The organism is Polaribacter uvawellassae (assembly GCF_039748955.1).
In the GTDB taxonomy this organism is placed as follows: domain Bacteria; phylum Bacteroidota; class Bacteroidia; order Flavobacteriales; family Flavobacteriaceae; genus Polaribacter; species Polaribacter uvawellassae.
Map to the genome: position 1 here is coordinate 49,411 of NZ_JBDIZN010000004.1, position 18,863 is coordinate 68,273.

Annotated in this window: 21 protein-coding genes; 14 read left to right on the forward strand and 7 right to left on the reverse strand. The window is 30.6% G+C overall.

Annotated elements, in window-relative coordinates; all coding sequences use genetic code 11:
• Positions 1–19: 19 nt before the first annotated feature.
• From ABDX67_RS10185 to ABDX67_RS10195, 3 genes are all read right to left on the reverse strand, one after another.
• Complete coding sequence (locus ABDX67_RS10185; protein ID WP_347174921.1) at positions 20–490, reverse strand: nucleoside deaminase; 471 nt, start codon at positions 488–490, stop codon at positions 20–22.
• Positions 491–649: 159 nt separating this feature from the next.
• Positions 650–3,193 carry an ABC transporter permease gene (locus ABDX67_RS10190; RefSeq protein ID WP_430438129.1) on the reverse strand — a complete coding sequence of 848 codons (2,544 nt, stop codon included), beginning with the start codon at positions 3,191–3,193 and terminating at the stop codon, positions 650–652.
• The gene (locus ABDX67_RS10195; protein ID WP_347174922.1) at positions 3,193–3,882 is read right to left on the reverse strand and encodes an ABC transporter ATP-binding protein; all 690 of its coding nucleotides are present in this window, start codon (positions 3,880–3,882) and stop codon (positions 3,193–3,195) included. The genes ABDX67_RS10190 and ABDX67_RS10195 overlap by 1 nt, the downstream gene beginning before the upstream one ends.
• 79 nt (positions 3,883–3,961) lie before the next feature.
• Here ABDX67_RS10195 and ABDX67_RS10200 point away from each other — a divergent pair, with 79 nt between their 5' ends.
• The 14 genes from ABDX67_RS10200 (at position 3,962) to ABDX67_RS10265 (ending at position 15,050) form a co-directional block, all read left to right on the forward strand.
• Entirely contained in the window at positions 3,962–4,669 is a 708-nt protein-coding gene (locus ABDX67_RS10200; protein WP_347174923.1) for an arylesterase, read from the forward strand.
• A 116-nt stretch (positions 4,670–4,785) separates the two neighbouring features.
• Complete coding sequence (locus ABDX67_RS10205; protein ID WP_347174924.1) at positions 4,786–5,397, forward strand: TetR/AcrR family transcriptional regulator; 612 nt, start codon at positions 4,786–4,788, stop codon at positions 5,395–5,397.
• 1 nt (position 5,398) lies between these two features.
• Complete coding sequence (locus ABDX67_RS10210) at positions 5,399–6,643, forward strand: TolC family protein (RefSeq protein ID WP_347174925.1); 1,245 nt, start codon at positions 5,399–5,401, stop codon at positions 6,641–6,643.
• A 10-nt stretch (positions 6,644–6,653) separates the two neighbouring features.
• Positions 6,654–7,544: an HlyD family secretion protein gene (locus tag ABDX67_RS10215; RefSeq protein ID WP_347174926.1), complete on the forward strand. Its 891-nt coding sequence runs from the start codon at positions 6,654–6,656 to the stop codon at positions 7,542–7,544.
• Positions 7,545–7,571: 27 nt separating this feature from the next.
• Positions 7,572–8,003: a hypothetical protein gene (locus ABDX67_RS10220; protein WP_347174927.1), complete on the forward strand. Its 432-nt coding sequence runs from the start codon at positions 7,572–7,574 to the stop codon at positions 8,001–8,003.
• Between the two features lie 4 nt (positions 8,004–8,007).
• A complete protein-coding gene (locus ABDX67_RS10225; protein WP_347174928.1) occupies positions 8,008–8,910 on the forward strand; it encodes an ABC transporter ATP-binding protein in 903 nt (300 codons plus the stop codon).
• Positions 8,911–8,960: 50 nt separating this feature from the next.
• Complete coding sequence (locus tag ABDX67_RS10230) at positions 8,961–9,686, forward strand: ABC transporter ATP-binding protein (RefSeq protein WP_347174929.1); 726 nt, start codon at positions 8,961–8,963, stop codon at positions 9,684–9,686.
• 66 nt (positions 9,687–9,752) lie between these two features.
• Positions 9,753–10,139 (forward strand): GxxExxY protein, encoded by a 387-nt coding sequence (locus ABDX67_RS10235; RefSeq protein ID WP_347174930.1) that lies wholly within the window; start codon positions 9,753–9,755, stop codon positions 10,137–10,139.
• A gap of 48 nt (positions 10,140–10,187) precedes the next feature.
• Positions 10,188–11,294, forward strand: coding sequence for an ABC transporter permease (locus tag ABDX67_RS10240; protein ID WP_347174931.1), 1,107 nt, complete (start codon positions 10,188–10,190; stop codon positions 11,292–11,294).
• Positions 11,295–11,339: 45 nt separating this feature from the next.
• Positions 11,340–12,461 carry an ABC transporter permease gene (locus ABDX67_RS10245; protein WP_347174932.1) on the forward strand — a complete coding sequence of 374 codons (1,122 nt, stop codon included), beginning with the start codon at positions 11,340–11,342 and terminating at the stop codon, positions 12,459–12,461.
• Positions 12,462–12,473: 12 nt separating this feature from the next.
• On the forward strand, positions 12,474–12,866 hold the full coding sequence (locus ABDX67_RS10250; RefSeq protein ID WP_347174933.1) for a hypothetical protein: 393 nt from the start codon (positions 12,474–12,476) through the stop codon (positions 12,864–12,866).
• Positions 12,863–13,291 (forward strand): DUF2141 domain-containing protein, encoded by a 429-nt coding sequence (locus tag ABDX67_RS10255; protein ID WP_347174934.1) that lies wholly within the window; start codon positions 12,863–12,865, stop codon positions 13,289–13,291. Before ABDX67_RS10250 ends, ABDX67_RS10255 begins: the two co-directional genes overlap by 4 nt.
• A 3-nt stretch (positions 13,292–13,294) precedes the next feature.
• Entirely contained in the window at positions 13,295–14,188 is an 894-nt protein-coding gene (locus ABDX67_RS10260) for a hypothetical protein (protein ID WP_347174935.1), read from the forward strand.
• A gap of 13 nt (positions 14,189–14,201) precedes the next feature.
• The gene (locus tag ABDX67_RS10265; RefSeq protein ID WP_347174936.1) at positions 14,202–15,050 is read left to right on the forward strand and encodes a restriction endonuclease; all 849 of its coding nucleotides are present in this window, start codon (positions 14,202–14,204) and stop codon (positions 15,048–15,050) included.
• Positions 15,051–15,059: 9 nt separating this feature from the next.
• On the opposite strand, the gene ABDX67_RS10270 is transcribed toward ABDX67_RS10265, so the two are convergent.
• The 4 genes from ABDX67_RS10270 to ABDX67_RS10285 all read right to left on the reverse strand — a co-directional run bounded on the left by ABDX67_RS10270 (position 15,060) and on the right by ABDX67_RS10285 (position 18,788).
• A complete protein-coding gene (locus ABDX67_RS10270) occupies positions 15,060–16,373 on the reverse strand; it encodes a DEAD/DEAH box helicase (protein WP_347174937.1) in 1,314 nt (437 codons plus the stop codon).
• 2 nt (positions 16,374–16,375) lie between these two features.
• A complete protein-coding gene (locus ABDX67_RS10275; RefSeq protein ID WP_347174938.1) occupies positions 16,376–17,716 on the reverse strand; it encodes a DEAD/DEAH box helicase in 1,341 nt (446 codons plus the stop codon).
• Positions 17,717–17,864: 148 nt separating this feature from the next.
• Positions 17,865–18,056 carry a cold-shock protein gene (locus tag ABDX67_RS10280; RefSeq protein WP_347174939.1) on the reverse strand — a complete coding sequence of 64 codons (192 nt, stop codon included), beginning with the start codon at positions 18,054–18,056 and terminating at the stop codon, positions 17,865–17,867.
• Positions 18,057–18,332: 276 nt separating this feature from the next.
• Positions 18,333–18,788 carry a cold-shock protein gene (locus ABDX67_RS10285; protein WP_347174940.1) on the reverse strand — a complete coding sequence of 152 codons (456 nt, stop codon included), beginning with the start codon at positions 18,786–18,788 and terminating at the stop codon, positions 18,333–18,335.
• Positions 18,789–18,863 lie beyond the last annotated feature (75 nt).

The window sequence follows — 18,863 nt, forward strand, 5'->3', positions numbered from 1 at the left end:
AACTGACATTAAATATAATTTAATATTCTGTTTTATCTTCTTTTGCTGCCCATTCTTGAAATGGTTTTAACGCAACTTCGTGCGCTAATTGTTCAAACGGAATGCTTCTTTCTGCATACGGCAACGGAATTTCTTTGTAAATAAATTCATCATCAAAACCAATATTTGCTGCATCAACTTGATTGCATCCATAATACACTTTATCTGGTCTTGCCCAATAAATTGCACCTAAACACATCGGACAAGGTTCGCATGAAGTATAAATTTCGCAACCATCTAATTGAAATGAGTCTAGGTTTTTACAAGCATCTCTAATAGCAGTAACTTCTGCATGTGCTGTTGGGTCGTTGGTCGATGTTACTTTATTGTTTCCTCTTCCTACTATTTTTCCGTCTTTAACAATCACACAACCAAAAGGACCACCTTCATTATTGTTCATTCCTTTTAAAGCTGCATTTACAGCTTCTAACATAAATTTTTCTTTGCACATTCTAAAAAATATTTTTCTGAAAAATACAAATCATTTTAAGTAGTACGATGAAAATATCTGTTTATTTATGAACAATATTTCTTTATTTAGCTTGTAAATATTTAAAAAACTTGTTATTAAATTTGAGTAGTTGATAGTCAGTAAAATGGATGTCTTTTATTAAACTTCTTTTCTTAAGACTTCTAAAGGCGGACTTTTTAAAACACTTCTAATATTACTTAATCCAATTAATAATACCAATAATGTAATTCCAGGTAGAAATACTAAAAACGGAATAGCAGACGGAATAAATGGTTCTTTAAATAAAAAGATTGCTAATAATTGACTACTAATTAAAGAGAGAGAAATTCCGACTAAGCTTCCTAACATTCCTAAATACACATATTCTAATGCGGTAATTTGCAGAATTTGTTTGCTCTTTGCTCCTAGTGTTCGTAATAAAACGCTTTCTTTAATTCGTTGGTATTTGCTATTTCTAACAGATCCTATTAAAACAATTATCCCAGTAAGAATACTAAAGAATGCCATAAAATTAATAATCCAAGCTATTTTATCTAGAATATCTTCAATGATTGTAAAAATTTGACGTAAATCTAATATGGATATGTTTGGAAACTGTTTTACCAAATCTCGTTGTAAATCCGCAGAACTTGCTTCATCGGGCACAAAGGTTGTTAACACACTAAATTGTGGTGCATTTTCTAAAACTCCAGTCGGAAAAACAATAGAAAAATTTAATTGAGCGCGTCCCCAATCTACTTTTCTGATGCTTCCAACATTGGTTTCCATTAAAACTCCTTGCACATTAAAAATAACTTTATCACCTATTTTTAAATTGGCATCTCTTGCAATATTATCTGCAATAGAAATTAAAATAGGTTCGCCTTGTTTAACTTCCTTGCTCCAACTTCCTTCTAATAATTCCTCAGAAGGAATTAATTCACTGCGAAAGGTAACTCTAAATTCATGATTTAAAATCCATCTTTTTCCTCTGTTAGAAGTGCTGTCTTTACGAAGATTATTTACCAATTCATCTTTAATTTGATGCATGCGCATTGTTACAATTGGAATGTTATTTATAACTTCTAAGCCTTTCGGAAGAATAGTGTTTACTACAGCTTCTCTTTGATTAGTTTGCACATCCATTAAAATAATATTTGGATCTTTTGTGCTATTTTCTATGGATGTTTTTGCTAATAAAATATCTTTGGTAAAGTACAATGTACTGATTAGAAAAGTTCCCAAACCGATGGCTAAAATTAACACCATTGTCTGGTTGTTTGGACGATATAAATTTAACAAACTCTGACGTTTGGTAAATCCCCAATTGGTTGGAAAGAATTTTTTAATTGCTTTCATAAAAAGACTAGCAATTCCTGCCATAATAGCAAACGTAATTAAAATTCCAACTGTAAAAACGAGTCCGTTAAATGCATCTTTTAATAACCAAAAAGAAAACAAAAAGATGAACAATAAAATTGCCGCCAAGGTAAAAAGTCTTGCTTTTCTTGGCTTTACTAAATTTTCGTCTGTTCCACGTAATACTTCAAGTGGAGAAACATACCAAGTTCCTAATAATGGCAATAAAGCAAATAAAACGGACATTAAAACTCCTAATGTTATTCCGATAATTAAGGGTTGAACAGTTATTGCTATTTCAACATCAAAAGGTAAAAATCCTTGTAAAATATACGGAAAAGCATATTGTAAACCAATTCCGATACTGGCACCTAAAACACCTCCGATGAGTCCAATGCCAACAATTTGCAATAAGTAAATTAAAAATGTTTGTTTTCTTGTGGCTCCTAAACATTTTAGAACTGCTACATTTTTTAGCTTTTCTTTGATATAAATATGAACAGAACTTGCAATTCCGACACAACCTAATAAAAGTGCAATAAAAGCTGCTAAGTTTAGAAATCTACTCACATTATCATATCTTCTTCCTAAACGTTCGCTTGTGCTTGTATGCGTATCTATATCCGCTTTTTCTTCATCTAAAATAGGATCCAATTTCTTGTCTAACAACACCAAATCCATTGTTGGTGGCGCAACAAAAAAGTATTGATATTCTTTTCTGCTTCCAACTTGTAATAATTCAGTTTGATCAATAAAACGAAACGGAATCAGAATTGGAGGCGCAACAGAAGTAGAAATTGCTGTACTTCCAGGAATTGATTTTAAAGCTCCAATAATTGGAAAAGTTAGTTTTCCTAATTTTACAGAATCACCAGGTTTTAAATTGTATTGTAACATTAAAGTAGCATCGACTAATGCTCCGCCTAACTGTTGATATTGAGAAGCAGCACTAGCAGGTTCTGTATCTAAAGTTCCGTAAAAAGGGAAATTACCTTCTATAGCACGCACTTTTACGAGTTTTGTTCCGTCATTTTTTGGGAACGCAGCCATAGAAACAAAATTGACTTCTGAAGCGCCAACATTTAAAGAATCTATAATTGCTTGTACTTTTTTTGAAGGAAGTTGTCTACTATCAATAATAAAATCAGCGCCCATTAATGCTTTTGACTGATTTTTAATATTCTGTTTTAAATTATCACTAAATAATTGAATGGAAACTACTGCTGCAATACCCAAAATAATGGATGCCATAAAAAGCATCAATCTAGAAAGACTTGCTTTTCCGTCTCTCCAAGCCATTTTAAACAGCCATTGTACCGAAGTTTTTGAAGATTTCTTACTCATTAAACAGCAATTGTTTTTTCGTTAGATACAATCTTCCCACCTTTTAATCTCAATATTTGTTGGGTTCTATTAGCCAATTCTAAATCGTGTGTGATGATTATTAAAGTAGTTCCAGCTTCTTTATTCAATTGAAAAAGCAACTGAATTACTTTTTCGCCTGTTTCTTCATCTAAATTCCCTGTAGGTTCATCAGCAAATAAAATAGAAGGTTTGTTTGAGAAAGCTCTTGCCAACGCTACTCTTTGCTGTTCTCCACCAGATAATTGTGATGGATAATGATGAGAACGATCTGCCAAACCAACTTTTTCTAATAATTCCATTCCAGTTTTAGAAGCATTTTTTTCTCCTTGTAATTCTAACGGAACAATAATGTTTTCTAAAGCTGTTAATGTTGGTAGTAATTGAAAATTCTGAAAGATAAATCCGACTTCTTTATTGCGTAATAAAGCACGTTCATCTTCATCTAAGTCTTGTAAATTGCTTCCGCATAATTCTATCTTACCAGCACTTGGGTGATCTAAACCAGCGCACAAACCAAGCAAGGTAGTTTTTCCGCTTCCAGAAGGACCAACAATTGAGAAAATACTTCCTTTTTCTACGTCAAAGGAAATATTGCTTAATACTGTTAATTTTTTAGAACCACTTGTATAAGTTTTCTCTAGTTCATCAATCTTTAATATCTTTGTCATTGTACTTATTTAATATATATGTTACCAAGAAATGCTAAAACTGAAAAATAGACAAATGATTTTAAATTTGAATACTCCTATGAAGAAGATTTTCTTAAAGTTTTGTTATTTTTCATTTTTACTGATGATGCTCTCTTGTGGAGCAGACACTTCTAAAAAAGAAAACAAAACTACAAAAACATCTATTGAAACAGACACTAAGATTGATGAAAAAAAGAATACAAAACGCATTGTTTTTTTTGGTGATAGTTTAACTGCGGGATATGGTTTAGATGATATAAATGATGCTTTTCCTGGAGTGATTCAAACTAAAATTGATTCGCTTTCTTTAGGATATACAGTTGTAAACTCTGGTGTTAGTGGAGAAACTACTTCTGGTGGTAAAAATAGAATCAACTGGATTTTAAATCAACAAATTGATGTTTTTGTATTAGAATTAGGCGCAAATGACGGATTGCGTGGCGTTCCATTAAAAGAAACTAGAGAAAACCTACAAGCTATTATTGATGCAGTTCTTCAAAAAAATCCTGCAACTAAAATTATTTTAGCAGGAATGCAATTGCCTCCAAATATGGGAATTGATTACACGACTGAATTTAAAACTATTTTTCCTGATTTGGCTCAAAAAAACAACTTGTACTTAGTTCCTTTTTTATTAAAAGATGTTGGTGGAATTCCTTCTTTAAATCAAGGTGATGGAATTCATCCAACTGTTGAAGGACAGAAAATATTAGCTAACAATGTTTGGGAGATTTTAAAACCAATCATCATTTCTTCAAAAAGCTAAGTTTCTACTTTAGGTTAATTCCTTGTTAAATATTTTTATTTATTACTAAAGATTTATTCGATATTAAAAAATTATGTACATTTGTTAACCAAATGGTTAAACTAAATAGTTAACACATGAAATCGAAAGATACAAATACAGAAAGTTCCATATTAGAAGCAGCAGAATCAATATTTCAAAGAAAAGGAATGGATGGTACGAGAATGCAAGAAATAGCCGATGAAGCAGGCATTAACAAAGCCATGCTACATTATTATTATAAAAGCAAACAATTGTTATTTGGAGCTGTATTTAAAAAAGCGTTTGGTTTGTTAGCACCTCAATTAAATGCTGTTTTAAACGACGATTCAACTATAGAAATTAAAATTCGAAATTTCGCAAACAATTATATTTCATTTATAAGTAAGCATCCTTATTTACCAAGCTTTATCATAATGGAGTTGAATAAAAACCCTGAGTTTATTTTAAAAATAAAAGATAATGCAGGATTTCCAAATCTAGAAAAGTTTAAAGGTCAAGTTAAAAAAGAAGTTGAAAATGGCATTTTAAAACCAATTGATGGCGAACAATTATTTATCAATATTATTTCATTATGTGTTTTTCCGTTTGTTGCTTCTCCACTTGTAAAAGCACTAGTTAATGTTAATGATGCGGAATTTAAAGCACTTATGGAAGCTAGAAAAACTGAAATTGCCAATTTTATTATTGACGCAATAAAAACATCATAAAATGAAAAAAATTAGTCTCTTTTTAATACTGATTATTAGTGGAGCAACTTTTGGTCAGCAAACAATTACACTAGAAGAATGCCAGCAATTAATTAGTGTAAATTATCCGCTATTAAAACAATCTGAAACCTTAATAAAGCAAAATCAGCTTGATACAGAAATCATAAATAACGGAAAGTTACCACAGTTTAGTTTAGACGGACAACTCACTTATCAATCGGATGTAATTAAGGTTCCGATGCCTGGTGCTACATCTTTAAACAAAGAACAGTACAAAACCACGTTGTCTGTAAATCAGCTAATTTTTAATGGTGGATTGATTGAAGCAAATAATCAGTTGAAATCTGCACAATTAAAAACAAAACAGCAACAACTTAAAGTTCAAGTTTATCAGCTTAAAAAACAAGTAAATCAATTGTATTTTTCTGTATTGATGGCTCAAGAAGCAATATTATTAGTTGAAGCTAAAAACAAACTGATACAATCAAAACTAAAGGAAGTAACCTCTGGAATAAAAAATGGTGTATTAGTAGCTTCTTCAGAAAAAATATTAAAAGTAGAATTGCTAAAAAACAAGCAACAATTAGAAGAAATCATCAGCAATAAAAAAGTATTAATTGCAACACTTTCTAAATTAATTACTATTACGATTGATGAGGATGCTGTCTTTAAGAAACCTATTATAGAAGTAGCCTTAAACACTGAAATTAATAGACCTGAATTGGATTTGTTTCAATTAAAAAAAGAAGAAATTGAAAGTTCTATCAATCTTGTTTCAAAAAAAAATGCACCAACTATTATGAGTTTTGCAACAGGAGGCTTTGGGAATCCTGGTTTAAATATGTTAGATAATTCTTTTCAGTCGTACTATATCGTTGGAGCAAAATTACAATGGACTCTTTTTGATTGGAGCTCGAATAAAAAACAACAAAAATCACTTGAACTCAATAAAGAAATCATTGATAATGAGCAAGATGTGTTTTTATTAAATACACAAATCGACTTGCATCAACAAGAAAAGGAAATTGAAAAAATAAATGGATTTATTCTTTCTGATACAGAAATTATTAAACTGCGAAATGAAGTGTTAGAAACTGCTGATTCGCAACTTAAAAACGGAACAATTACCGTTTCTGAATATATTACTGAACTAACCAATTTATTTGTTGATAAAAACAAATTGGTAACGCATCAAATACAATTACAATTGGTAAAGGCAAATTATACAATTACAAAAGGACAATAAAATTCGAACAATGAAATACATAAAAAATAGTGCCATTTTAAGTATCATACTCGTTGCGCTTGCCTCTTGCACAAACGACAATGACAAAGCAGATGGATACGGAAATTTTGAAGCTACAGAGATTACTATTTCTGCAGAAAATAATGGAAAAATCATGCAGTTTACTATTGATGAAGGAAGTGTGTTAAAAGAACATACATTTATTGGTTATATCGATACCATTCCGCTTTCTTTAAAACGTGAACAATTAGGAATTTCTAAAGCAATAATTGCCTCAAAATCTAAAAGTGTTTTGTCTCAAGTTGCTGTCTTAAATGCAAAATTAGAAACTGCAAATACTGCAAAAAATAGAATTAAAAACTTACTAAAAGATAAAGCTGCTACTCAAAAACAACTGGATGATGTAAACGGAGAAATTAATATCATTAAACAACAAATTAGCAGTGTTGAGTTTCAAAATGCACCTATATTAAATGAGTATAAAAGTATTGATGTTCAGTTAAAACAAATCAATGATCAAATTCTAAAAAGTAAAATTATCAATCCTGTAAATGGCACCGTTTTAACCAAATACGCAGAACCAAACGAAATTACAGCTTTTGGAAAACCGCTTTATAAAATTGCCAATTTAAAGACTATGCAATTACGTGTTTATATTAGTGAAACACAATTGGCAAGTGTGCAAATCGGACAAGAAGTAACGGTTAAAATAGATGATGCAGAAGCAATGAAGTCTTATAAAGGTGTAATAAATTGGATTGCTACTGAAGCGGAATTTACCCCAAAAATAATTCAGACTAAAGAAGAACGAGTTGCTTTAGTGTATGCCGTAAAAATTACTGTAAAAAACGACGGAAGTCTAAAAATAGGAATGCCAGCAGAAATGTGGTTTCAAAAATAAAAATTAAACCTTTAAATATAAATAAACATGAAAAAATTAGTATTAATTATCGTAATGATTGCATTTACATTAACAAGTTGTGTAGACAAAAAAGAAGCATCAAATTCTATCTTAAATAATGATTGGAAAAAAGAAATTGCTTTAGATAACGGTGAAAAATGGGAAGCAAATATTGAAACAACTAAAGGAGTTTCTGACATGATAATCTTGCTTAAAGAAAATAAAGAAACATCTCTAGAAGCATATTTATCACTTGCAGAAAAACTAAATAAAAGAAATAATATTTTGGTAAAAGAATGTACTATGGTAGGACCTTCTCACGACAACCTACATATTTTTCTGTATCCATTAATTGAAAAAATAAATGCACTTTTAGAAGTGGAATCTGCTTCAGATGCCGAAAAAATTGTTTCTAGTATTTCTGAAAACCTTGATGCATATACAACATATTTTAAATAAATAAATGAGTATTTCAATTGCTAATATATCAAAATCCTATAAAGAGGTGAACGCATTAAAAGATATTTCTTTTGATGTTGAAGCTGGCGAATTATTTGGTCTTATTGGTCCAGATGGTGCGGGAAAAACAACGCTTTTTAGAATTTTAACAACCTTATTAATTGCCGATGCTGGCACAGCTAAAGTTGCAGGTTTTGATGTGGTTTCTGATTACAAACAAATCCGAAATCACGTAGGTTATATGCCAGGGAAATTCTCCTTATATCAAGATTTAACAGTTGAAGAAAATTTAGATTTTTTTGCAACAATTTTCGGAACAACCATTGAAGAAAACTACGAATTAATAAAGGAAATTTATGTTCAAATAGCTCCTTTTAAAAACCGTAGAGCGGGAAAATTATCTGGCGGAATGAAGCAAAAACTAGCCTTGTGTTGTGCCTTAATTCATAAACCTAAGGTGTTGTTTTTAGACGAACCAACAACAGGTGTTGATCCTGTTTCTAGAAAAGAGTTTTGGGAAATGCTAAAACGTTTACAATTAAAAGGAATTACCATATTAGTTTCTACTCCGTATATGGATGAAGCTGCATTGTGTGATCGGATTGCGTTGATTCAAGGTGGAAAAATTTTAGAGATTGATACGCCAAAAGCAATTGTGAACAGGTTTCCTAAATCCATTTACAATGTGCGTGCAAATGATATGTATCTGTTGATACAAAGTTTAAAAAATTATAAAAATCAGTATAGCGTTTATCCTTTTGGAGAGTTTGTTCATTATACTGATTTGAATGATGATTTTACCCCAGAAACACTAAAAGCATATTTAGTTTCTAAAAATGTATCCGATATCATAATTGAGAAAACAACTGCAACGATTGAAGATACTTTTATGGAGTTGGCAAAATAAAAAACCTGCAAGGTTTTTAAAACCTTGTAGGTATAAATAAAAAGCAAAACATGAACAACAACGTCATACAAGTCAATCAACTTACCAAAAAATTTGGAGATTTTACGGCAGTAAATGCCATTACTTTTGATGTGAAAAAAGGGGAAATATTCGGATTTTTAGGAGCAAACGGAGCAGGAAAAACGACAGCAATGAAAATGCTTATCGGAATTTCTAATCCAACTTCAGGAGAAGCAACTGTGGCTGGTTTTGATGTGTATAGTCATGCTGAAGACATCAAAAAGAATATTGGATATATGAGTCAGAAATTTGCTTTGTATGACGATTTAACAGTAAAAGAGAATATTAATTTCTTTGGTGGAATTTATGGGTTGTCGAGAAAAATCATCAAAGAAAAATCGAAAGAATTGGTCAAGGAATTAGGTTTAGGAAAGGTTGAAAATCAGCTTGTAGGTTCGCTCCCATTAGGCTGGAAACAAAAGTTGTCTTTTTCTGTATCCTTATTACACAATCCTAAAATTGTTTTTTTAGATGAACCAACTGGAGGCGTAGATCCAATAACAAGAAGACAGTTTTGGGAACTAATTTACAAAGCAGCAAATGCAGGAACCACCATTTTTGTCACCACACATTATATGGATGAAGCAGAATATTGTGATCGCGTATCAATTATGGTCAACGGAAAAATTGAAGCGTTGGATACACCAAAAAAATTAAAAGAGCAGTTCAATGCAGAAAGCATGAATGACGTGTTTTTAAAATTAGCACGTGGATGAAAATGTTTCCCGCAGATTACGCGGATATACGCAGAAAAAACATAAATAAAAATAAAAAAGAGCTATATGAAAATTTTATCAGAAAACGACATTTCTTACTTAATTAGAGGTGCAATTTTTAAAGTGTATAATGAATTAGGTCCAGGTTTATTAGAATCTGTTTATGAAACAGTTCTATTATTTGAATTACAAAAGCAAGGTTTGGAAGTAAAAAGTCAAGTACCATTACCTGTATACTACGAAGGAACTAAATTAGAATTGGGATTTAGATTAGATTTACTTGTAAATGATAAAGTCATTATTGAAATAAAATCAGTAGATAACTTAGCAGAAGTTCATCATAAACAAGTATTAACATATTTGAAGCTTTCTAATTTAAAACTAGGAATTTTAGTGAATTTTAATGTAGAAAGTATAGTAAAAGGAATTTTTAGAAAAGTAAATGGATTGTGAAAAAAAATCCGCGAAAATCATCGAAATCTGCGGGAAACAGAAAAATAAATGAAAAGATTTAAAGGTTTTATAAAAAAAGAGTTCTATCATATTTTTAGAGATAGACGCTCGTTGTTTATTCTATTTGGGATGCCTATTGCTCAGATTTTACTGTTTGGCTTTGCCATCACAAATGAAATAAACAATGTAGATATTGCCATTTTAGATCATTCGAAAGATGCAACTACCAAAGAAATTATCAATAAAATATCCTCTTCAAAATACTTTAGTATCGATAAATTTTTAGAAAAAGAATCAGAAATTGAAGCTATTTTTAAAAAAGGAAAAGTAAAAGCAGTGTTAAATTTTGAGCAAAATTTTAGCAGTAAGCTCGTCAAAGAAAACAAAGCAACTGTGCAAATTATTACTGATGCTACTGACCCAAATACAGCAAATACCATAAGTAATTATGTAAATGCTATCCTTCAGCAATATCAAAAAGAGCAAAATAAAAGCATTCAAATGGCCGTTCAAATGATTCCAGAAACACGGATGGTGTACAATCCAGAATTAAAAAGTGTGTACATGTTTGTTCCTGGAGTAATGACTATCATTTTAATGTTGGTTTCTGCGATGATGACTTCGATTTCTATCACTCGTGAAAAAGAACAAGGAACGATGGAAATCTTATTGGTATCGCCTTTAAAACCTTTTCAAGTAATTGTTGGTAAGGTATTTCCGTATATATTTTTATCGATTATTAATGCCGTAGTAATTATTGTATTGAGCATTTTTATATTTAAAATGCCAGTACAAGGAAGTCTATTTTTATTAGGATTGGAAAGCATTTTATTCATTGTTTCTGCATTGGCATTGGGAATCTTAATTTCCACCATTTCAGAAACTCAGCAAACTGCAATGATGATTTCTTTAATGGGATTGATGTTGCCCGTAATTTTATTATCCGGATTTATTTTTCCGATTGCAAGTATGCCATTGCCCTTGCAAGTAATTAGTAATATAATTCCTGCAAAATGGTTTATCATCATTGTAAAAGGTATTATGTTAAAAGGTGTGGGAATCCAATTCCTTTGGAAAGAAACATTGATTTTATTAGGAATGACAGTGTTTTTTATCGCATTAAGTATTAAGAAATATAAAATTAGGTTGGAATAAATAAGTATTCAGTTAGCAGTATCAGTTGGCAGAAAAAAACTAAAAATGAAAATAATTCTATACATCATACAAAAAGAGTTCAAGCAAATCTTTAGAAATAAAGGAATGTTGCCAATTATTTTTGTGCTACCACTACTCCAATTGATCATTCTTTCTAACACGGCAACGTTTGAGGTTAAAAACATTAAGTTTTCTTATATTGATAATGATCATAGCAGTACTTCTAGAGCTTTGATTGACAAGTTTAGTGCTTCCACCTATTTTGATGTATTGGAAAATTTCACTTCATCAAAAGTGGCAAATACAGCGATGTTAAAAGGCGATGTTGATGTTATTTTAGAAATCCCAGCGCATTTTCAGCGTGATTTGTTAAAAGAGAAAAAAGTATCGTTAGGCATCGGAATAAATGCAATTGATGGCGCTGCAGCCGGAGTTACGAATGTGTATATATTGCAGTTGTTACAAAGTTTTAATAAACAAATACAAACAGATTTAATTCAGTTTTCTGATGCTAAAGCAAGACCAGTAAACATCATTTCCATTCCTTCTTTTTGGTATAATGAAACCTTAAACTACAAGACATTTATGGTTCCCGGAATCTTAGTTTTATTGGTAACTATGATTACGTTATTTCTTTCTGGGATGAATATTGTGCGTGAAAAAGAAATTGGAACTTTAGAACAAATCAACGTGACACCAATTAAAAAAAGTCAGTTTATCATCGGAAAATTGTTTCCGTTTTGGGCCATTGGCATGAGCTTGTTAACCATCGGATTAGTCATCGCTAAAATTATATTTGACGTGCCAATGCTTGGAAGTTTATTTTTAATGTATGCTTACACCTCTATTTACATTTTAGTGATTTTAGGAATTGGTTTATTCATCTCAAATTTTACAGATACACAACAACAAGCCATGTTTATTGCGTGGTTTTTTACAGTAATTTTTATTTTAATGAGCGGCTTATTTACGCCAATAGAAAGCATGCCAAAATGGGCCCAGATTGTTACGGAATTCAATCCGATAAAATATTTTGTTGAAGTGATGAGAATGGTGATGTTAAAAGGCGCAAGCTTTACGGACATTCTTCCGCAGGTATTAAAAACACTCTTGTATGCAATTATTATGAATTGCTTAGCAATTTGGAGTTATAAAAAAACAACGTAAAAATCTCATAATATGAAAACTAAAAACATCATTAACAAAATTAGTGTGCTTATCCTATTACTATTTGCTTTTGCAACACTATTTATGAGCAGTTCTGTTATTTTTGATTGGTTTGGAATCAGAGCCAAAGAAGGAAATTATGTATTGTTTATTGTTTGGGTGAATCTAATTTCTGGCTTGTTATATCTAGCCGCCGCATATTATTTATTTAAAAATAACAGCAAAGCTTTTTCTATTTTACGATTTGTTTTTATCCTGTTAGCTATTGCATTTATTGCTTTGCAAATTCATATTTATAACGATGGAATTTATGAGGATAAAACGGTAAAAGCGATGATCTTTAGAATGACGTTTACTTTGGTATTTGCAATACTAGCAAAGCTTACAATACCTAAAGCAAAATGAAAACATTGATCTATTTAAGTTTAATTTTAACCAATGTATATACAGATTCGTATTCATTAACTATTAAAACAATTGGTTTAGAAAACTCTAAAGGAACTGTTATTGTTGCTTTATACAATAAAGAAGGCTCAATTCCAGATCAAAAATTTAAAAATTTTTATAAGAAAAAAAAGGTTATCATACGTAATGATAAAGCTGAAACTACATTTAATAATTTACCTAAAGGAACGTATGCTGCAACCATTTTGCACGATGAGAATAAAAATGAAAAATTAGATAAAAAATTCCTTTTACCATTACCTGCTGAAGGCGTTGGTTTTTCCAATTTTAAAAACTTCGGATTGAATAATCGTCCAGATTTTAAAAAAGCAAGTTTTAATTTAGATAAAGATACCATAATTACAATACAAGTAATTTATAAATAAAAGATGAAATTAAGAATTATCATTTTACTTCTGGTTAGTAGCTCTTTCAGTCAATTGATGGCGCAAAAAATAGATACAGTTTTACCAAAACTATCATTAGAAAGAATTGCATTAATCAATCAAAATGACACCTATATCACCTTTCCAACAGATATTGGAAACATTGTTCCATTAATTTTTGAAGCCAACGTAAACCCTTCTTTTATAATAAGAGAACGTAAAGATTCTAAACTAATGGCAGTATTAACGCCACAAATAATACTTAGAATGTTTAATGAGGATTCGTATCCAATTCGAACACCAAGTTACATTCCTCAAATATCATTTTACTATTTAGCTAGTAAAAAAGCAGCTCTTAATTATTCGGTTTTATTTGGAAGGATTGCACATCACTCCAACGGACAAGAAGGAGAATTTTATAATGCAGACAACACAATTAATACAAAATCTGGAAGTTTTGCAACTAATTTCATAGAATTAGGTTTTCTTAAAACATCTTATAGCACGAAGTTAAAAGCGATAAAAACAATAAAAAGTTCCGTTGAATTTCATCCAAAAAACTGGATGCTTCAAGAGATGAGAGGTCAATATAGCGGATTAAGATGGCACAATTCATTTACATCATTTAAGTTTCCTTTGCAAGATGATGAAAACGGAAAAGCGAAGTTTTCTTTAAAAGTTGAAACGACCTTTATGCTAGATCATTTTAATAACTTAGATTTTTTTGATTTAGATAGACTTAATGCAAGTCTTACTTTTTATTATCATCCAAAATTTTTGGAAGATATTGGATTGTTTGTTCAGTTATATCGTGGTACCGATTATTATAATATTAACTTTGAACATCAAATGTCTATCATTCGTTTTGGATTAATGACAGAAATTTTGAGGTTTTAAAACAATTAATAAAATGGAAAAACAAATTTATATTAGAAAGAGTAATGGAGAAACTGAGCTTTTTTCATTTAACAAATTAAGAAACTCACTCTTATCTGCTGGTGCTTCCAAAGGTTTAATTGAATCTATAGTAGAAAAAATACAAATAGATGTTTATGATGGTATTTCATCAAACACAATTTATAAAAAAGCTTTTGCACTATTAAAAAAACAAAACCGTATTTCTGCTTCTCGCTATAGTTTAAAACGTGCTATTTTTGATTTAGGACCAACGGGTTATCCGTTTGAGAGATTGGTTGGCGCTTTACTAAAAGAGAAAGGTTATAAAACCCAAGTAAGTGTTGTTTTAGATGGAGAATGTGTAACTCATGAAATTGATGTATTGGCAGAAAAAGATGGAAATGTTTATGCAATTGAATGTAAATTTCATTCGGATGCTAGAAACTCAAGTGGAGTAAAAATTCCATTGTATATTAATTCTAGATTTTTGGATATTCAGAAAGAATGGAATACAAATTCTAACCGTAACACACATTTAAAACAAGGTTGGTTGGTTACCAATACCCGGTTTTCAGAAGATGCCATTAATTATGGTAAATGTGTTGGTTTACATTTATTAAGTTGGGATTATCCAGTAAATAATGGTTTAAAAGCAAATATTGATACACATGCGCTCTATCCAATTACAACTTTAACAACATTAAGTAAAAAAGAAAAACATTTACTTATTGAGAATGATGTTATCTTGGTAAAAGAGCTTTTAGTTGCTTCGAATAAAATGAAACAAATAGGATTATCAGATGTAAAAATTAACCGTGTTATAAACGAGGTAAAAAAGATGTGTTATCTAATTCCAAATTAAGGACTTCGTTTATATAACACTGACTCTTACTTTTTTCTTTTTTAAACGTGTATTATTCAATTTTTCTACCAAAGCATCAGCAATTGTTAATGGTACAGCAACAAAAGCACAATCTTGTTTTAAATCAATAGTTCCTAATTGATCGTTATTGATTTCTCCTTGTTTAAAGAACAATCCAGCAATATCTCCTTTAGAAATTTTATCTTTTCTTCCGCCAGAAATAAATAAAGTTATCCAATATTGAGGTTTTCTTTTTCCGGTTGTAGACAATTTTTCAACTTTAGCATTTTCTATAAATTCAGGAAAAACTTCTCGATCTCCTTTTATCAAATACGCTGTTCCTTTAGCTTCTACTCTAGCAGTTCTTCCATTTCTATGCGTGTATTCTTCGTAAGCATCTGGAGTTTCATAATGAACTACAAATTTCATTTCAGGAATATCAATTCCTCTTGAAGCCAAATCACTTGCTACTAAAATTGAAACACTTCCGTTTCTTAATTTTATCAAAGCACGTTCTCTGTCTTTTTGTTCCATTCCTGCATGAAAACATGTATGTGCAATTTTCTTTTTATCTAAAAATGCACTAATATCTTCAATGCTATCTTTCTTATTACAAAACACAATTCCTGGATCATTTCCTAAATGATTTAATAAATCAACCAAGGTATTGTGTTTATTTTTAGATGGAGAAAGAATGGTTTTTATTATCAGTTTTGAAGCTGCTTTTTCTTTGATATAATTCAACGTTACTGCATTGTCCATTCTAAAATAACTTGGAATCGAAGCTCCTTTTGTAGCAGAAGTCAATATGCGTTTTGTAATATTTGGTAAATGACTGATGATGTTTCTCATGTCTCCACCAGCACCAACTTCAAAAGAAATGTCATACTCATCTATCACCAATGTTTTGATTTCTTCTGTTGTAAAACGCGCTTGTTCAAAATGATCTGACAATCTACCTGGAGTTCCGATTAAAATAGCTGGCGTATGTTTTAATTCTGTTTTGTCTTTAGCAATCGTTCTTCCACCATAAATTGCATTGGCTTTGTAACCTGAGCCAATATTCCTAACAACTTGTTCTATTTGAATTGCCAATTCTCTAGAAGGTACAATAATTAAAGCTTGTACTTCTTTACTTTCTGGATCTAACTGTTCTAGTAAAGGCAATAAAAAAGCGAGTGTTTTTCCAGTTCCAGTTGGAGATAACAAAATGGTGTTTGCATTGTTATTGATTGTTTCCAACGCTTCTTCTTGCATCGGATTTAAACTATATATTTTTAACTTATCAAGAATATCTTGTTGGTCTTTAATGCTATTTGCCATGTCTATTTCTTCTTTTTCTTTTTAGTTTCTTCTAATTTTGAAGCTCCAGAATTGGCTTGTGCTATATAATTTGCCAATACTTTTTCTATCAATTCTTCTTTTGTTAAGTGATGAAATATCGTTCTTACTTCTTTTCTAAACTCTTCAGAAATAGAACGATTTGGTTTGGTCTTAAATATTTTCTTTGCCCACAATAAGCCATTATTTTCTTCAATACTTTTAGCATCCGCTTTTTTAAATTCTTTAAAAACAATGCCTAATTCTTTTTCAAAATCAGCAATATCAGCAACTTCTTCTTGTTGTAAAATTGTTAATGAAAGTCCCGTTGCTCCTGCTCTTGCTGTTCGTCCACTTCTATGAACATAAGCATCAAAAGTATCAGGCAAATGATAATTAATGACATAAGAAATGTCTTTGACATCAATTCCTCTTGCTGCCAAATCTGTTGCAACTAAAATATCAATAAAACCTTCTCTAAATTGCCCCATAATTCGATCTCGAATTCCTTGAGTTAGACTCCCATGAATAGCTCCAGACGAAAATTTATTGATGGCTAAGTTCTTCGCTAGTTTATTTACCGCAGCTTTTGTTTTACAAAAAATAATGCCTCGTTTTCCTTCTTTAGAATTTAAGAAATGTAACAACACTTCTAATTTTTCTATTGGTTCTACTACCACATATTGATGCTCAATTCCTTGATGCCCAACAGTTGTCATATCTGCTTCAATTTGAACAACATGTTTTGACATGTAATTCTGAATCAATTGTTTAATGGTTCCTGGCATTGTCGCCGTAAACAATAATGTTCTTCTAGATTTCGGAATTTCTTTAATAATTGCATCCAATCCAACTTTTAAAGCACTCACCATTTCATCCGCTTCATCTAAAATAAAATAAGAGATGTTTTTAATATCAATTGCTTTTCGTTCTACCAAATCTACCAAACGACCAGGAGTTGCAACTACAATATGTGTGATGCTTTTTAGACGTTCAATTTGAGGTTTAATCGGAATTCCACCGCAAACTGTAGCAATGGAAACAGCAGGTAAATGTGTAGAAAAAGAGACTAAATTTGTGTAAATCTGTTGTCCTAATTCTCTAGTTGGCGCTAAGATTACTGCTTGAATATTAGTTTTATCAACATCAATCAATTGCAATAAAGGCAAACCAAATGCCGCAGTTTTTCCTGTTCCTGTTTTTGCCAACGCAACTACATCTTCTTTTTGATGTAAAATAACCGGAATTGTTTTTTTTTGAATATCTGTTGGAGTAGAAATCTGTAAATCAGACAAACTTTGTATTAGCTGATCATGAATTCCTAAATCGGAAAAACGTTTAGACATAAAATAATAATTTTTGCAAAGGTAATCATACCGATGTCGGGAATTGAAGAAATTAGTGTATTAATATTTTCTTATTTATAGGCGAAATATCAGCATAAAAAAAGTCCATCATTGCTGATGGACTTTTATAAAACTTAAAGTATATGTTTTAGATAACTTTTACGTTAACTGCATTTAATCCTTTGTTTCCTTCTTGTAAATCAAATTCAACGCTATCGCCTTCACGAATTTCGTCGATTAATCCTGAAATGTGTACAAAATGATCTTTGTCTACTCCTTCTTCTGTGATAAATCCAAATCCTTTAGATTCATTGAAAAATTTTACTGTTCCGTTACTCATTGTAATGTAATTAAATTTATAATACTTATTGATTTGCAAAGGTGGTTACATTATTTAGACATTCAACACTTTAATTGACTTATTTTCAATTTATTAAAATATAACTACCAAATCTTTATTCTTTCGTTTTTAGGCTTGTAGTTTTTATCTCAAGGCTTTACATCAAAAGTGTCATAAAATGGTGTAAAATTCATTAACGAACCATTTACACGCCAACTTTTAAAGCATAAAAAAAGCAACTTTAAGAAAGTTGCTTTTTTTATGTATTAATTATAATTACTTTTTTTGTTTCACTTTTACAGCGTTCATTCCTTTTAAACCTTTTTCTAATTCAAAAGTAACTTTGTCGTTTTCTGTGATTTCATCAATTAAACCACTAACGTGAGTAAAATATTTTTCTTGATTATCAGTGTCTAAAATAAAACCATATCCTTTAGAGGAATCAAAAAATGAAACTTTACCATTTCTAATCGGATCTTCTGCTTCACCTTCTTCTTTTTTAGGAATTCCTAAAATGATATCTTCTAACTCAACTTCCACTTTTAAAGTTGGATCTGGCGGAGTATCAGTTAAATTTCCATTATGATCTACGTAAGCAAACTCAATACCTGAAGAACCTTTCTCTTTTGTTTCAGCTTTACGAGCTTCCATCTTCTTTCTTTTGTCTTCACGTTTTTTTAAACGCTTTTTTTCTTTTTCACTCTTATTGTATGTCTGTTGCGATTTTGCCATTCGTACTGTAAATTATTTAAAATTATTATGCAAATATATCTATTTTACCGTTAATAATAGAGAAATTAAATAAGC

Coding starts and splice junctions, on each gene's coding strand:
- ABDX67_RS10185 (WP_347174921.1), bottom strand. CDS start 490: ATGTGCAAAGAAAAATTTATGTTAGAAGCTGTAAATGCAGCTTTAAAA.
- ABDX67_RS10190 (WP_430438129.1), bottom strand. CDS start 3,193: ATGAGTAAGAAATCTTCAAAAACTTCGGTACAATGGCTGTTTAAAATG.
- ABDX67_RS10195 (WP_347174922.1), bottom strand. CDS start 3,882: ATGACAAAGATATTAAAGATTGATGAACTAGAGAAAACTTATACAAGT.
- ABDX67_RS10200 (WP_347174923.1), top strand. CDS start 3,962: ATGAAGAAGATTTTCTTAAAGTTTTGTTATTTTTCATTTTTACTGATG.
- ABDX67_RS10205 (WP_347174924.1), top strand. CDS start 4,786: ATGAAATCGAAAGATACAAATACAGAAAGTTCCATATTAGAAGCAGCA.
- ABDX67_RS10210 (WP_347174925.1), top strand. CDS start 5,399: ATGAAAAAAATTAGTCTCTTTTTAATACTGATTATTAGTGGAGCAACT.
- ABDX67_RS10215 (WP_347174926.1), top strand. CDS start 6,654: ATGAAATACATAAAAAATAGTGCCATTTTAAGTATCATACTCGTTGCG.
- ABDX67_RS10220 (WP_347174927.1), top strand. CDS start 7,572: ATGAAAAAATTAGTATTAATTATCGTAATGATTGCATTTACATTAACA.
- ABDX67_RS10225 (WP_347174928.1), top strand. CDS start 8,008: ATGAGTATTTCAATTGCTAATATATCAAAATCCTATAAAGAGGTGAAC.
- ABDX67_RS10230 (WP_347174929.1), top strand. CDS start 8,961: ATGAACAACAACGTCATACAAGTCAATCAACTTACCAAAAAATTTGGA.
- ABDX67_RS10235 (WP_347174930.1), top strand. CDS start 9,753: ATGAAAATTTTATCAGAAAACGACATTTCTTACTTAATTAGAGGTGCA.
- ABDX67_RS10240 (WP_347174931.1), top strand. CDS start 10,188: ATGAAAAGATTTAAAGGTTTTATAAAAAAAGAGTTCTATCATATTTTT.
- ABDX67_RS10245 (WP_347174932.1), top strand. CDS start 11,340: ATGAAAATAATTCTATACATCATACAAAAAGAGTTCAAGCAAATCTTT.
- ABDX67_RS10250 (WP_347174933.1), top strand. CDS start 12,474: ATGAAAACTAAAAACATCATTAACAAAATTAGTGTGCTTATCCTATTA.
- ABDX67_RS10255 (WP_347174934.1), top strand. CDS start 12,863: ATGAAAACATTGATCTATTTAAGTTTAATTTTAACCAATGTATATACA.
- ABDX67_RS10260 (WP_347174935.1), top strand. CDS start 13,295: ATGAAATTAAGAATTATCATTTTACTTCTGGTTAGTAGCTCTTTCAGT.
- ABDX67_RS10265 (WP_347174936.1), top strand. CDS start 14,202: ATGGAAAAACAAATTTATATTAGAAAGAGTAATGGAGAAACTGAGCTT.
- ABDX67_RS10270 (WP_347174937.1), bottom strand. CDS start 16,373: ATGGCAAATAGCATTAAAGACCAACAAGATATTCTTGATAAGTTAAAA.
- ABDX67_RS10275 (WP_347174938.1), bottom strand. CDS start 17,716: ATGTCTAAACGTTTTTCCGATTTAGGAATTCATGATCAGCTAATACAA.
- ABDX67_RS10280 (WP_347174939.1), bottom strand. CDS start 18,056: ATGAGTAACGGAACAGTAAAATTTTTCAATGAATCTAAAGGATTTGGA.
- ABDX67_RS10285 (WP_347174940.1), bottom strand. CDS start 18,788: ATGGCAAAATCGCAACAGACATACAATAAGAGTGAAAAAGAAAAAAAG.